This window comes from Phyllobacterium sp., from assembly GCF_037994405.1.
Lineage (GTDB): Bacteria > Pseudomonadota > Alphaproteobacteria > Rhizobiales > Rhizobiaceae > Phyllobacterium.
In genome coordinates this window covers 1-13,769 of the sequence record NZ_JBBNAN010000152.1, presented here as the reverse complement: position 1 = coordinate 13,769, position 13,769 = coordinate 1, and the positions used below count along the sequence as shown (strand labels likewise).

The window sequence follows — 13,769 nt, the reverse complement described above, 5'->3', positions numbered from 1 at the left end:
ACCCTTCGAGGCTGGCGGGCGATTCGTTAGAGCGAACCTAGAGCAAATCGGAATGGTGACGTCGCGCCACATCCGGATGCGAACGCAGACGGCCTTTCAGGTAGTTCCGGCCGACTTCCCGGAACAACGGATTATCCGGGTCGGTATCGGTACCACCTGCCTCGTGTGCAAGATCGGGCGGCAATTTCAGGAGCGGCACATTGGCGTTCAGATCGGCGCCAAAAAAGAAGGCCACTGACAGGCGATCCTTACCTGAGGGCGGTGTCACCACGCGATGGACCGTTGCCTTCAGATAGCCATTCGACGCAAGTTCGAGAATCTCACCAATATTGATGACGAAGGTTCCAGGAACTGGCCTCGCATTGATCCAGCCACCGTCCTTTTGCACCTGCAAACCGCCCTGTACATCCTGCAATAGCAGTGTCAGAAATCCGCTGTCCTTGTGCGCACCAACACCCTGGTCGCTGCCCGTCGCATCACGGCCGGGATAGCGGATGATCTTCAAATGCTGATTTGGCGCATCCTGATAGATCGGCTTGAAAATTTCCCTGTCCTGCCCGAGCGCCAACGCGAAAGCCTGCAGCAATTCGATCGCCAACCGCGTCAATTCGCTCTGCCATTCGAGGACGATCGGTTTCAGGTCGGGCAAGGCTTCCGGCCATTGATTCGGGCCCTGCAGACGCGACCACGGATCGGTTGTCGCGCTCTGCGTGATGGGAAACCTCTCCGCACCGACGTCGAATTGTTCGCGCCAGTCCGCCTGCCCCTTTGTCCGCTCCCAGCCAGCACGTGTATAGCCACGAAAGTGCGGCGAATGGATCATTTCCACAGCGAGCTTTTCCTCTTCCGGCAAGGCAAAGAACGTCTTGGAGATCGCAACAATATCCCGTTGCAGCTTTTCCGAAACACCATGCCCACTCAGATAGAAGAAACCGAAGGTGCGCGCGGCGTGGCGCAAATCTTCAAAGAAGCTCTCGCGTTCTGCCGGGTCACGGTAGCGCGAAAAATCAAGGGTCGGCAGGCTGAGGTTGTTGGGCAAATCATCCATTCCAATCATTCTCCATCGCAATGCATGCCGCTGCACCGGCTCGTGCGCATCAGCGATTATAGAGCTGATCGAGAATCTGGCGTTCGAAAAATGCAAGCTCCGGTGACGCATGGCGGCGCGGCCGCTCCACCAAAATAGCCAGATCGAGGGCGATCCTGCCGCTATCGATGACGACGACACGGTCGGCGAGCGCCACCGCCTCGGTGACATCGTGGGTTACCAGCACCGCGGTGAATTTCTTGGCAAGCCAGATACGCTCCAGAAGTTGCTGCATCTCGATACGCGTCAGCGCATCCAGGGCCCCAAGGGGTTCGTCGAGCGCCAATATGGACGGATGCCCGACCAGAGCGCGCGCCAGCGCGACTCGCTGGCGTTGCCCGCCCGACAGAACCGCCGGCCACTCGCCGCCACGATCGGCCAGACCAACTTCCGCCAGGATTTCGAGGCTTTGCTTGCGCGCAGCCTCACCCTTCTCTATGCTGGTAAGCCCCACCTCGACATTGGCAATCACCCGCGCCCAAGGCAGGAGCCGCGGCTCCTGGAACATGATGCGCGTGCGTTTCTGGTCAGTCGTTCCGGCGCCCTGAACAAGCTCGCCAGAAGTCGGCTTGTCGAGCCCGGCAAGCAGCCGCAACAGCGTACTCTTGCCGCAACCGCTCTTGCCGATAACCGCAACAAACTGCCCCTCTTGCACGTCGAGGTTGATCCTCTGCAACACCGCCTTGCCGCCAAACTGTTTCGCCACATTGCGAAAGGAAAACGCAAGCTTGCCTGCGCCGCGCTCCGGCGCGTAGGCTCCTGTGGGTGCGGCGAAAGATTGACGGGCCGTGATGGTCGCTGCGGTCATCTTGGTTCCTTAAGTGGTTTGGAATGCAGGGTGCCATTGCAGTGAAATGCGCTCGAGGAACCGCGCCAGCGAGTCCGCCAGCTTCCCGAGGAGCGCATAGATCAATATGGAAAGGACAACAACGTCGATCAGCAGAAACTCGCGCGCCTGCATCGCCATATAGCCGAGACCCGATGACGCCGAGATGGTTTCTGCGACGATCAACGTCAGCCACATGATGCCAAGCCCATAGCGCAGGCCGACGAAGATAGACGGCAGCGCTCCCGGCAGAATAACCCGTGCAAACAGCTCCCTGCGCGACATGCCATAGATGCGGCCCATCTCGACCAGTTGTGGATCGACACCCTGGATGCCAAGCAGTGTATTTACGTAGATCGGGAAAAATACACCGAGTGCGACGAGAAACAGCTTTGCTTCCTCGTCTATGCCGAACCACAGGATCACCAGTGGGATCAGCGCCAGATGCGGAATATTGCGGACCATTTGCAAGGTCGTGTCGGTCAATTCGCGGCTGAGCGCAGACAGGCCGTTGGCAAGGCCAAGCGCAAAGCCGATAGCGCCGCCTATTACAAACCCACTCAAAGCGCGGAGTGTAGAGATCCGGATATTCTCGATGAGTTCACCCGACCATAACAGCTTCCAGAATGCCTCGCCGACGGCCGACGGGGCGGGCAGCACGTTGGACGGGATCAGCCCTGCCCGTGACGCGCCCTCCCAGCCGGCGAGCAGCAGCGCCGGCAACAACCACCCCAGCGAACTGCGCCCAATTGAGCGAAGCGCCCTGCTCATGAGGAAGCCTGCAAGCGTTTGGCACCATGAAAGCCGACGGAAAACTCGTTTGCTATCACTTCGCGCGGTGCACTGCGCTTGGTACCGAGACCAAGCTGCGGGAACAGCAATTCGGCGACGCGGTATGCTTCCTCGAGATGCGGGTAGCCCGACCCTATGATCGTATCGATGCCCACCGCCTGATACTCGCAGATGCGTGCAGCGATACTTTCCGGCGAACCGACAAGCGCCGTTCCTGCGCCGCCGCGTACCAGCCCTACACCCGCCCAAAGATTGGGGGAAACCACGAGCTTGTCACGGCGTCCGCCATGCAGCTCCGCCATACGGCGCTGCCCGACGGAGTCCATCTCCTTGAGGAACCGCGCTTGCGCGATTTCGATCTGCTCGTCGGTGATCCTGCTGATCAACCGGTCGGCCGCTGCCCAGGCCTCGTCCTCGGTTTCGCGAACGATGAAATGCAGGCGAATGCCGAAGCGCAGCTTGCGTCCCCTGAGCGCCGCCTTCTTGCGCGCACGCTCGATCTTCTCGGCGACCTGCGTCACCGGTTCACCCCAGGTCAGGTACATGTCCACCTGCTTGGCGGCGAGATCCTGTCCCGCATCGGAGGAACCGCCAAAATAGAGCTGTGGCCGCTCCTGCGCTGGCAGAAGGTCGAGCCGGCCATTCTCGACGCGGTAATGCTTGCCGTCGAAGTTCACCGTCTCGCCGGATACGAGATCACGCCAGATTTTCAGGAACTCCGCGGCCTGTTCGTAGCGCTCATCATGCGGCAGGAACACGCCATCTCCGGCGAGCTCGGTCGGATTACCGCCGACGACGACATTGAGCAGCAGGCGCCCATTGCTCAGCCGGTCGAGCGCCGCCGTCTGGCGAGCAGCAAAGACCGGCGATGTGACGCCGGGGCGGAGCGCAACAAGAAACTTCAGCCGCTCCGTATGGGCAGCAAGGCCCGCTGCCGTGATCCACGAATCCTCGCAGGCCTGCCCCGTTGGCAGCAGCACGCCCGGAAAACCGAGCCGGTCAACCGCTTGAGCGACTTCACGGAAATAGGCGAATTCCGGCGGGCGCTGCTGGCGTTCCGACCCAAGATAGGTGCCGTCACCGTGCGTGGGAATGAACCAGAAGAAATCGAGCGGAGAATTGTTTGCTGGCTGTGTCATAGGCATGTTTCCAGTCTGGTCAGTTGCTTGGCGCCGTCCACACGGCATCCGAAATCTTGATGGCATTGGGAATGAGCTTCAGCTTGAAAAAACGGTCAGCCGTTTCCTGCTGGTGCGCGATGATTTCCGGCGTGACCGGCCCTACGCTGAAGACGGAACGATCGGCAGCAAGCATCTGTGCATCCAGCGGCACGCCGGTTACTTCGTGCAAGGCTTCCGCTACCTTGTCCTTGTTGGCATTGGCCCACGTGGCCGCATCCTTCAGAGCACCGATCGTCGTCGTCACGATTTCCGGGTGCTTGGCCGCAAAGTTGCGATTGGCGATGAAGTAGGTTTGGACATCAAGAACGTCGCTGCTGCGCGCCAGGATGCGCGGATTATAGCGTGTCTCGGCAATGGCGAAGAATGGATCCCAGACCGCCCACGCATCGATCTTGTCGCTGGCGAAGGCAGCGGCCGCATCGGCGGGACTGAGATACACCGGTGTGATTTCGTCAAAGCCAACCTTGGCTTTTTCCAGCGCCGCAATCAGAAGATTATGCGCGCTTGTGCCCTTGCCGACACCGATCTTCTTGCCCTTCAAATCGGCGAGGGACTGGATCGGCGACCCAGGCTTGACGAAAATCGCTTCACCCTTGCCGTTTGGCGCGAGCGCTGCGGCATAGACAATGGCTGATGCCGCGGACTGACCGAAAATGGGGGGCGCATCGCCGACCCAACCGACATCGATGCTGCCGATATTGAGCGCTTCGACCAGCGGTGGTCCTGCCGTGAATTCCACCCATTTGACCGTGATACCCTTGGATTCAAGTGCGTTTTCGATGACCCCTTGTTGTCGCGCGACAACGGGCAAGCCCGTCTTCTGGTAACCGATCTTGAGTTCCGCCAGTGGCAGCGCGGCGTAGGAAATGCTGGTGGCAAAAGCTGCGGCAGCAAGAAGGGCCGCGCCAAATGCTCTGCGTGTCAGTGTGGACATGGTCCCCTCGACGATGCGGGCTTTGTTGATCACAAACTTCCCGCCCGATCGGGAATTGAACCAATGCTAGTTAACTCGACCAATCTTATAGAGAAAAGAAATTTCATAGAATCTTGGGTAGCAGGATTAGTTTTCTTGCCCCACCCCAAGCCCACGCAAAACGAAAAAGATTCGCTTTATCCTTTAGTATTGATTGCTGGCGCCGGGGCGCTTTATTCCCGCCCCGACCAGGGTACAAGCAGCCGCTCCACCCGCCGGATGCCGATTTCCAGAATGAAGGCAATGATGGCGATAACGAAAATTCCCATGATGACCACGTCCGTAACCAGGAACTGCGCCGCAGACTGGATCATGAAGCCGAGGCCGCGCGTTGCCGCAACGAGTTCGGCTGCAACAAGTGTTGTCCACCCCGTACCAAGCGCTATGCGTAGACCGGTCAGGATGGACGGAGTGGCGCTCGGCAGGATCACATAGCGCACAACCTGAACCCGGGTGGCCCCGAGCGCACGCGCCGCATTGATGCGCTCGACGGACGCGCCCCTGACACCGGACGCCGTTGAAATGGCGATGGGCGCCAGCATGGCAATCGCAATCACCAGAATTTTTGAAGACTCACCAATGCCGAACCAGATGATCACCAGCGGCAGATAGGCGAGCGGTGGAATGGGCCGCAAGAATTCGAGGATCGGGTCAAAGATACCCCGACCGATAGCACTGATGCCAATCGCGATGCCGACGGGGATCGCAACCAAAAGCGCGAACAGCAGCGCGGCAAAGACCCGGAACAGGCTGGCGCTCAAATGCTGCCAGAGCGTAGCATCGACGAAGCCCGTCGTCGCAACCGAGTAGAATTTCCACAGCACCGCCTGCGGCGACGGGAGAAAGACCGGCGAGACCAGTTTGAAATGTGCCGACACCGACCAGGCCAGGAAGAAGACCAGGATGGTAAATGCGCTGACTACGCGTGTTGTTGTCAGAGGCGAGGCCGTTGCGATCCTTGCATTCGATCGATCCGAGCTACCCGAGGCCGCAGCCGTGATGCTGCGTTCTGTTTGCGCGGTGAGCGTCATGCCGCTTCTCCTTCGAAAATCCAGTCTTCAAGCTCCGCCCGCGCCAGTGCAAATGCGGGATCACCCTTGATCGCCGGAACTGTCTCTCCGGCCGCATAGCGCCGTCCAAAATTGGCATCGATTTGGTGGACAATCCGCCCCGGCCCCGGAGCCAGTACAACCACACGCGTTGCCAATAACAAGGCTTCATCGATGCCATGCGTGACCATGAGAACACCAAGATCATTGGCTGCCCATAGATCGAGAAGCAGGGTCTGCATGCGCTCGCGCGTCAGGGCATCGAGCGCCCCCAGCGGTTCATCCATCAGCAGAAATGCCGGTTCTGCTGCAAGCGCCCTGGCCAGGCCCACGCGCTGCCGCATGCCGCCCGACAACTCCCAGACCGATTTGCTGCCGAAACCGTCGAGCTTGACCAGCGCAAGCAATCTTTCGGCAACCGCGTCGCGTTCTTTCAAGGGGACACCACGCAATTTGAGCGCAAAACCCACATTCTCCCGAGCGCTCAGCCAAGGAAACAGGGCATCGTTCTGAAATACCATGGCGCGATCCGCGCCCGGCGCTGTGACCGGCATCCCATCGACCGCGACACGTCCGCCTGTCGGCGCGATCAGGCCTGCCGCGGTGTTGAGAAGCGTGGTCTTGCCGCAACCGGAGCGGCCGACAAGCACGACAAACTCCCCGGATTGTACCGAAACGGACGCGTTGGTAACGGCAGGCTGCGGCTGCCCGTCATACTGCACCGAGACGTGTTCAAGGCTGAGATGGGGCATAGTCTTATCCATTCGAACGGCGGCGTTCATGGCCCCACAACGGGGGGACGCTCGAACGCCTCTGCGCTATTTTGGCGTCAGTTCGATGCCAAAGCAGCTTCGACATATTTTGCCGTTACGTATTTGCTGTAATCCGGCAGGACCGCGTCAATCTTTCCCTGTTCCTTCAGGAATTCCGAGGTGGCCGCGACAGCCTTGACTGTCTCGCCGCCAAGGAATTTGCTGGAAGCCTGCTCGGTCAATGTCGGGAAGACGTAGCCCTTTAGCAGTGCCGGCACCTCATCCACCTTCGCGCCGGTCAGACGGCTGATCTTTTCAGCCTGCGGCGAGGAAGCGGACCAGGCGTCAGGCTTGGCAAGATAATCCGCATAGGCCTTGCCCGTGACCTTGACAAAGTCGCGCACTGCATCGGGATGCGCCTCGGCAAACTCTGTCCGCACGATCCATGCATCGAACGTCGCAGCGCCCCACGCGGCAACCTTGGCAGAATCGACGATCACCTTGCCGCTGGTGCGAATCTGGCCAAGCGCAGGATCCCAGACATAGGCCGCATCGATGTCACCGCGTTCCCAGGCTGCAGCGATTTCCGGCGGACGCAGATTGAGGATGTTGACGGTCTTCGGATCGACGCCCTCATGCTTCAAGGCGGCCAGCAGGCTGTAATGCGTGGTCGAAACGAATGGAACAGCAACCTTCTTGCCAGAGAGATCAGCAATCTTGGTCACATTGGCGCCGTTGCGGGCAACCAGCGCTTCGGACTCGCCAATCAAACCGACGACAAGAATGGTTTCGATTGGCAATTGGCGGCTGGCGGCTGCCGCCAGAGGACTGGAACCGACATAGCCAATATCCACGGAGCCCGACGCCACGGCTGCGATGACATCCGCACCGGAGTCAAATTTCCGCCAGTCGATTTTCGCGGCTGTAGCTTTCTCGTAAGCGCCGTCCGCTTGCGGAACCTTCGACGGTTCCACCACGGTTTGGTAGCCGATCGTGATCTTCAAATCACCCGCTTGTGCGGATCCGAGTGCAGCGAGGCCGATAAGGGCAGTGCTCGCGATGAGTATGTGGCGCCGGTTGAGCATTATTGATCCCACGATTGTTGGTTTGATGATTGCCCAACTCTGACTATCTCTACTGATCTTGTAGAGTTATGATCTGCCAAGTTTTGTCGATGAACCGAAAATAAATTCTCGCAAAGGGTCTCGACTCGTCAAAAACAGGAAAAACTGCCCGATAATCTTCTTCAAAACTCCCATCAAGTCTCACGCCTTCGATGGAGGTGGCGCCATCCTGCTTGATAACAGTCAGGGCATTCGTGCAGTAACCGTCGCACGCAAATCGCCGATTTCCGGATAACATCCGGAACTGCCAAGAATTGCCAGCGCCGTCTCGGAATCGAGCAGCTTGACCGGGTGCTCGACGCGCCGCCTGAATCGTCGCGCGCAAACACTGCCGACCCCTTGCGTCCCATCATTTCGACGGGTCTGCGGCCGCTATCAATGTTCAGCGTTTCGTCCTTGATCTGCGGCTCGAAAGCAAAGCCCGCGGCGGCCGGCGGCCTCAGGCCAACCTCGACCTGATAGCTCGGCGCAAGACCGGTTTCGACCGAATATCCCGACCGGATTGCCGTTGCGTCGTCCTCAAAGGCAGCGCAGAAGGTCATTGTGAACCGGACCAGACCGGCGTTGGCCGGTCCACAATGCCGACTGCATGCCGCCCTCCCGCGCAATCTCGTAGGAAAGCGTCCCTTCCGCCGAAGCCTTTATCAGCTGCATGGCGCGATACAGATTGGATTTTCCAACGCCATTCTCGCCTGCGAACAATGCAAGCCGGCCAATGTCGAGCCGGATAGAACGCAGCGACCGGTAACCGATTGCCGCGAGCGAGGTCAGACGCACGGCCTGAACTCAGAACTTCGACGCGTCTTGAGCCACGCTGAGATTGAGCGCCTCTGCAAGCTCCCGTGCGGCGCGGTTGTACCCATCACGATAAGCTCTTTCCACTGCAAACCGCTGCCTCGGCGCGTCATAGTCAGCCGTGACGATACGAGTTCCCCGGCCGACGACTTGACCGTCGGAAAGCCGCGTCAAGACATAGTTGCCCGTCATCCGTATTTCGCCAGCTGTCGGCTGGCCGGATTTATCATTGGTCGCATTTTGGATCAGTGCCAGCGACAGATTCTGCGAATAGACGCTGAGCGCCAGCGAATAGGCCGGGTGGACCGGCTCGCCCGCACCGCCCCCGAACAGGAAGATCAGATTGTTGCGCACTTCCTGGCTGACGCGGTCAGCAGGTTGACTGATCGAGATGTTCGCGAGTTTGGAGCGAACGCTGCCGGTTACGCCAGCGCTGGTGCTCCCAACCGGGCCAGGATCAGAGTAAAGCGGTCTAACCTGGCAGCCACCAGCAACCAGGGCCATTCCAAGAACGCAGACGGACAACAGACGCTTGGGGACCGGCTGAAAACGATCAGGCAACGACATTGATGATCCTCTGCGGTACAATGATGACTTTCTTCGGCGAATTGCCGTTCAGCGCGGCCTTGACGAAATCAAGCGCGAGGGCGGCTTTTTCGACCGCCAATTGATCTGCATCGCGGGCAATTGTCAAATCACCGCGCTTCTTGCCATTGATCTGCACCGGCATTGTGACATCGTTCTCGACAATCAACGTCTCGTTGTATGTCGGCCAGTCCCGATGCGCTACCAGTCCGCTGCCGTTCAGCGCTTTCCAGCACTCTTCAGCCAAATGCGGCATCATCGGTGCAATCATGGCGAGCAGCATGTCGGTCGCTTCCCGGCATGCAGCGATCAAAGCCTTGTCCGCCTCCCCGGCCGCAATCTTCTGCAACGGACCGGAAAGCACGTTCACCAGTTCGTAAAGACGGGCGACAGCCTTGTTGAACGCCAACTTTTCGATGTCTTCGCCCACTGCCTTGACTGTCTTGTGCGCGGCTTTGGAAATCTGCAGCGCCTCCCCTTCAAGAGCCGGCGCGGCGTCCACAGTTTGCAGTACTTCGGCAGCCTCGCAGATCAACCGCCACACGCGCTGAACAAAGCGATGTGCACCTTCGGCACCGGCCTCCGTCCAGATCACATCACGTTCTGGCGGCGAATCGGACAGCATGAACCAGCGCGCGGTATCGGCGCCGTAGGACGCGATGATATCGTCCGGATCGACGACGTTTTTCTTCGACTTCGACATTTTCTCGATCGAGCCGATTTCGATTTCCTCGCCGGTCTCGATCAATATCGCACGGCGCTTGCCATCGGCCTCTTCGAGCCGGACTTCCGCCGGAGTAACCCAGCCGTCCTTGCCCTTGTAGGTCTCGTGAACGACCATGCCTTGCGTAAACAAGCCTTTGAACGGTTCGCTGATATCGAGATGACCGGCAACCTTCATCGCCCGCGTGAAGAAGCGCGAATAGAGCAGGTGCAGGATCGCATGTTCGATACCGCCAATATACTGGTCGACGGGCAGCCAGTGATTCGCGATCTTCGGATCGGTCGGCTCGTTTTCCCAAGGCGCGGTGAAACGGGCGAAGTACCAGGACGAGTCGACGAACGTGTCCATCGTGTCGGTCTCACGCCGCGCAGCCTTGCCGCATTGCGGACAGTTGACGTTGCGCCATGTCGGGTGGCGGTCAAGCGGATTGCCCGGACGGTCGAACTCGACATCATCTGGCAGTTTCACCGGCAGGTCGGCTTTCGGGACAGGGACCACACCACAATCGTCGCAATGGATCATCGGGATCGGGCAGCCCCAGTAGCGCTGGCGCGAAATGCCCCAGTCGCGCAACCGGAAGTTCACCTTGCGCTCGCCCTGAAGCCGGTTGCCGAGCGTCTGCTTTTCCAGGAGGTTTGCGACGACTTCAAAAGCCGCGGCAGGCGACAGGCCGTCGAGGAATCGCGAATTGATCATCACGCCGTCATCGACATAAGCCGTTTCGGTGATCTGGAACGTTGCGGCATCTGCGTCCGCGGGCATGACCACAGGCACAACCGGCAAACCATACTTGTTTGCGAAATCGAGGTCGCGCTGATCGCCCGAGGGGCAGCCGAAGATAGCGCCCGTGCCGTAATCCATCAGCACGAAATTGGCCACATAGACCGGCAGCTTCCACTCAGGATCAAACGGATGTAAGACACGCAGGCCCGTATCGAAGCCCTTCTTCTCGGCTGTCTCCAGTGCAACGACCGATGTTCCGGCGTGGCGGCATTCCTCGTTGAACTCAGCCAGCGCCGGGTTCGACTCGGCCGCCTTCTTCGCCAGCGGATGGTCCGCGGCAATTGCGATGAATGACGCGCCGAACAGCGTATCGGGGCGCGTTGTATAGACCTCGATCTCGCTTTCCCCGCCGACATGTGACTTTTCATCCAGCGCCCAGCGGATCAGCATGCCCTCGGACTTGCCGATCCAATTGCGCTGCATCAACCGCACCTTGTCCGGCCACTGGTCTAGACCGTCCAGCGCGCTCAGCAATTCCTCGTTGAAGTCGGTGATCTTGAAGAACCACTGCGTCAGCTCGCGCTGCTCGACCAAGGCGCCCGAACGCCAGCCGCGACCGTCGATCACCTGCTCATTGGCAAGGACAGTCATGTCCTCCGGGTCCCAATTGACCTTGGACGATTTGCGCGTCACCAGACCCTTGTCGACAAAGTCGAGGAACAGCATCTGCTGGCGGTGGTAATATTCGACGTCGCAGGTAGCGAACTCACGCGACCAGTCCAGCGACAGACCCATGGATTTCAGCTGGCTGCGCATGGTCTCGATATTCTGATAAGTCCAGGCCTTGGGATGGACCTTGTTCTGCATCGCCGCGTTTTCCGCCGGCATGCCGAATGCATCCCAACCCATCGGGTGCAGCACATTGAAGCCCTTGGCGCGCTTGTAGCGCGCAACGACATCGCCCATGGCATAGTTGCGCACATGCCCCATATGGATGCGCCCCGATGGATAGGGGAACATCTCAAGCACGTAGTACGGGTCGCGCGGATCATCATTGGGCGTTTCGAAAAGTTTGGCGTCGTCCCAAACCTTCTGCCAATGCTTTTCGGCTACGCGTGGATTGTATCGTTCGGTTGCCATGAACGGAATTCTCTTGCAAAGGATACTGGATTTCTTGCCGCGACCTTCACCATGGATTGGTGAAACCGTCAACCATTTGAAGCTGAATGAAGCCGCGAAAACAGGCTCGTGTACCATAAATAGGACTTAACTGCGCCATGCCCAATGCCGTTGATCAACTTTTTGCCGTCCAGAGCGCCATCAGCAAGGCCGAGGCCGAGGCCAATCGCACGAAGGGTTCAGTGACCCTCGTCGCGGTCTCCAAGACCTTCGAGGCGGACACGATCCGGCCCGTCATCGAAGCGGGCCAGCGCGTTTTCGGTGAGAACCGTGTGCAGGAAGCGCAGCTGAAGTGGCCGTACCTGCGCGCCGATTTCCCTGATATCGAATTGCACCTGATCGGCCCGCTGCAATCCAACAAGACGCAGGAAGCCGTCGCGCTCTTCGACGTCATAGAGACCGTCGACCGCGAGAAAATCGCCGCCACATTGAGCCTTGAAATGAAGAAGCAGAACCGCTTTCCAAAGCTTTATGTGCAGGTGAACACTGGGGCTGAACCGCAAAAGGCCGGAATTGAACCAAAGGAAGTCGTGGCTTTTGTCACGCGCTGCCGTAACGTGCATGGGCTCATCATCGAAGGCCTCATGTGCATTCCGCCAGTGGACGAAAATCCCGGACCGCATTTTGCGCTACTGGAAAAGATCGCCCGCGAAGCCAATGTCGAAAAGCTTTCCATGGGCATGTCGAGTGATTATGAGATTGCCATAGGTTTCGGCGCCACCTCGGTCCGGGTAGGCTCCGCCATCTTCGGCAGCCGCTAGAGCAAATTTTGTCTATATAGAGCCGGTTCCGTTTCTCTGGATGGCGAGTCAATCCACGCGGAAGGTGGCAAGGCCGATGTCCATCCATCGGACGATGCCGCCTGGCAAAGTGGGTGGCCGCCAGCCCGAAACCCGAAGTGCCGGGTGAATTCGGGCCAAACCCATCGGGCCTTGCCTTCGTCCGATGAACCACATTGGCCTCGCCAAACCCCTTGACCTTGTCCCTAATTCCCTCCGGCAGAACAACTCTAAATAGACAAAACCTGCTCTAGCCTCACCAGCTGCGGCGCGGTCCGGTATCGATGTGATAATAACCCGCCGGATAGTGCTTCAGCCCGCCGATTTCCTTGCTGGAAGAAAGGAAATTGACCAGACCCGACGCTCCGCCATGCACGCGGAAATCAACGGCCTGGCAGCTCAAATGATAGGACTGATCACGTCCGCCGACATTGCGATTGCGCGTTCTTGTACGTACCGTCGAATTCACAGTGATCGGACCGTATTTGGCTGAAACGCGATTGAGCACGTTCTTCAACTGTTCGGGAACACATTTCGACGGCGCCTTATAGTCGATATAGGCCTTGCCGCGCGGCATGGCGGCAAGCACCAATGGGCTGATCTTGTCGAAAACCGAATCGTTCAGGAGGTGCGCGTGTTCCTCATCGAAAACATGGGCACCGACGCGTTCCTGCGGATTGGAAGGCTCGGGCAAAGTGCCGGCGCGCGCCGGGATGGCCAGGGCAAGTGCGATCAGGGCAAGTGACGTAAATTTCGCGCGGGACGCAACGCTGCGCAAGGGTTGAATTATCATTCTTCGATCCTTGGTGTGGCGCAGACTTTTATGATTGTGCGGCGCGCCTAATGTGTCCTCCCAAGTCAAGGCAGCGACCGTTCAGGCCGAAATGTGTTCAAAATGGATCGGGTTCCATGACAAAATATAACGGTATATTACAACGCACAGTTGCACTGCGCGACTGAACGCCTTTCACTTCTGGCGATTTGCTGTATTTACGCATTGATTTGCTTGATGATAATGAGAGCGATCCGCCTCCCTCTCGGGAGGTATTCGGGTGGAGGCCCGCCATTCAGATTCTGGAGGAAATTGATGTCCGAGAAGGTTTATCCCGTGCTGGCAAGCGCGAAAAAAAACGCGCTCATCGACAATGATACCTATCTCAGCTGGTACAAGCAGAGCGTCAAGGATCCGGAAAAGTTCTG

At 58.7% G+C, this 13,769-nt stretch carries 13 protein-coding genes; 1 reads left to right on the top strand and 12 read right to left on the bottom strand.

Annotated elements, in window-relative coordinates; translation table 11 throughout:
- Positions 1-37 precede the first annotated feature (37 nt).
- The 11 genes from AAAC48_RS09235 to leuS all read right to left on the bottom strand — a co-directional run bounded on the left by AAAC48_RS09235 (position 38) and on the right by leuS (position 11,751).
- The gene (locus AAAC48_RS09235) at positions 38-1,048 is read right to left on the bottom strand and encodes an isopenicillin N synthase family oxygenase (protein ID WP_340653897.1); all 1,011 of its coding nucleotides are present in this window, start codon (positions 1,046-1,048) and stop codon (positions 38-40) included.
- 49 nt (positions 1,049-1,097) lie between these two features.
- Complete coding sequence (locus AAAC48_RS09230; RefSeq protein WP_340653896.1) at positions 1,098-1,895, bottom strand: ATP-binding cassette domain-containing protein; 798 nt, start codon at positions 1,893-1,895, stop codon at positions 1,098-1,100.
- Between the two features lie 9 nt (positions 1,896-1,904).
- On the bottom strand, positions 1,905-2,684 hold the full coding sequence (locus AAAC48_RS09225; RefSeq protein ID WP_340653895.1) for an ABC transporter permease subunit: 780 nt from the start codon (positions 2,682-2,684) through the stop codon (positions 1,905-1,907).
- A complete protein-coding gene (gene ssuD, locus AAAC48_RS09220) occupies positions 2,681-3,844 on the bottom strand; it encodes an FMNH2-dependent alkanesulfonate monooxygenase (protein WP_340653894.1) in 1,164 nt (387 codons plus the stop codon). The genes AAAC48_RS09225 and ssuD overlap by 4 nt, the downstream gene beginning before the upstream one ends.
- Positions 3,845-3,863: 19 nt before the next feature.
- Positions 3,864-4,820, bottom strand: coding sequence for an aliphatic sulfonate ABC transporter substrate-binding protein (locus AAAC48_RS09215; RefSeq protein ID WP_340653912.1), 957 nt, complete (start codon positions 4,818-4,820; stop codon positions 3,864-3,866).
- A gap of 212 nt (positions 4,821-5,032) precedes the next feature.
- Positions 5,033-5,890: an ABC transporter permease subunit gene (locus AAAC48_RS09210; RefSeq protein ID WP_340653893.1), complete on the bottom strand. Its 858-nt coding sequence runs from the start codon at positions 5,888-5,890 to the stop codon at positions 5,033-5,035.
- Positions 5,887-6,660, bottom strand: a complete 774-nt coding sequence (locus AAAC48_RS09205; RefSeq protein WP_340653892.1) for a taurine ABC transporter ATP-binding protein — start codon at positions 6,658-6,660, stop codon at positions 5,887-5,889. The genes AAAC48_RS09210 and AAAC48_RS09205 overlap by 4 nt, the downstream gene beginning before the upstream one ends.
- 77 nt (positions 6,661-6,737) lie before the next feature.
- Positions 6,738-7,745 carry a taurine ABC transporter substrate-binding protein gene (gene tauA, locus AAAC48_RS09200; protein WP_340653891.1) on the bottom strand — a complete coding sequence of 336 codons (1,008 nt, stop codon included), beginning with the start codon at positions 7,743-7,745 and terminating at the stop codon, positions 6,738-6,740.
- Between the two features lie 558 nt (positions 7,746-8,303).
- Positions 8,304-8,561 (bottom strand): hypothetical protein, encoded by a 258-nt coding sequence (locus AAAC48_RS09195; protein WP_340653890.1) that lies wholly within the window; start codon positions 8,559-8,561, stop codon positions 8,304-8,306.
- Between the two features lie 9 nt (positions 8,562-8,570).
- The gene (lptE, locus tag AAAC48_RS09190; protein ID WP_340653889.1) at positions 8,571-9,146 is read right to left on the bottom strand and encodes an LPS assembly lipoprotein LptE; all 576 of its coding nucleotides are present in this window, start codon (positions 9,144-9,146) and stop codon (positions 8,571-8,573) included.
- Positions 9,133-11,751, bottom strand: a complete 2,619-nt coding sequence (gene leuS / locus AAAC48_RS09185) for a leucine--tRNA ligase (protein WP_340653888.1) — start codon at positions 11,749-11,751, stop codon at positions 9,133-9,135. The genes lptE and leuS overlap by 14 nt, the downstream gene beginning before the upstream one ends.
- Before the next feature lie 137 nt (positions 11,752-11,888).
- Between leuS and AAAC48_RS09180 the strand changes: the two genes are divergently transcribed.
- Positions 11,889-12,551: a YggS family pyridoxal phosphate-dependent enzyme gene (locus AAAC48_RS09180; RefSeq protein ID WP_340653887.1), complete on the top strand. Its 663-nt coding sequence runs from the start codon at positions 11,889-11,891 to the stop codon at positions 12,549-12,551.
- A gap of 274 nt (positions 12,552-12,825) precedes the next feature.
- Here AAAC48_RS09180 and AAAC48_RS09175 read toward each other — a convergent pair whose 3' ends face one another.
- Positions 12,826-13,362 (bottom strand): D-Ala-D-Ala carboxypeptidase family metallohydrolase, encoded by a 537-nt coding sequence (locus AAAC48_RS09175; protein ID WP_340653886.1) that lies wholly within the window; start codon positions 13,360-13,362, stop codon positions 12,826-12,828.
- Positions 13,363-13,769 lie beyond the last annotated feature (407 nt).

What these genes read in the sequence shown, in the direction of transcription:
- AAAC48_RS09235 (WP_340653897.1), bottom strand. Translation starts at nt 1,048, where the DNA reads ATGGATGATTTGCCCAACAACCTCAGCCTGCCGACCCTTGATTTTTCG.
- AAAC48_RS09230 (WP_340653896.1), bottom strand. Translation starts at nt 1,895, where the DNA reads ATGACCGCAGCGACCATCACGGCCCGTCAATCTTTCGCCGCACCCACA.
- AAAC48_RS09225 (WP_340653895.1), bottom strand. Translation starts at nt 2,684, where the DNA reads ATGAGCAGGGCGCTTCGCTCAATTGGGCGCAGTTCGCTGGGGTGGTTG.
- ssuD (WP_340653894.1), bottom strand. Translation starts at nt 3,844, where the DNA reads ATGACACAGCCAGCAAACAATTCTCCGCTCGATTTCTTCTGGTTCATT.
- AAAC48_RS09215 (WP_340653912.1), bottom strand. Translation starts at nt 4,820, where the DNA reads ATGTCCACACTGACACGCAGAGCATTTGGCGCGGCCCTTCTTGCTGCC.
- AAAC48_RS09210 (WP_340653893.1), bottom strand. Translation starts at nt 5,890, where the DNA reads ATGACGCTCACCGCGCAAACAGAACGCAGCATCACGGCTGCGGCCTCG.
- AAAC48_RS09205 (WP_340653892.1), bottom strand. Translation starts at nt 6,660, where the DNA reads ATGCCCCATCTCAGCCTTGAACACGTCTCGGTGCAGTATGACGGGCAG.
- tauA (WP_340653891.1), bottom strand. Translation starts at nt 7,745, where the DNA reads ATGCTCAACCGGCGCCACATACTCATCGCGAGCACTGCCCTTATCGGC.
- lptE (WP_340653889.1), bottom strand. Translation starts at nt 9,146, where the DNA reads ATGTCGTTGCCTGATCGTTTTCAGCCGGTCCCCAAGCGTCTGTTGTCC.
- leuS (WP_340653888.1), bottom strand. Translation starts at nt 11,751, where the DNA reads ATGGCAACCGAACGATACAATCCACGCGTAGCCGAAAAGCATTGGCAG.
- AAAC48_RS09180 (WP_340653887.1), top strand. Translation starts at nt 11,889, where the DNA reads ATGCCCAATGCCGTTGATCAACTTTTTGCCGTCCAGAGCGCCATCAGC.
- AAAC48_RS09175 (WP_340653886.1), bottom strand. Translation starts at nt 13,362, where the DNA reads ATGATAATTCAACCCTTGCGCAGCGTTGCGTCCCGCGCGAAATTTACG.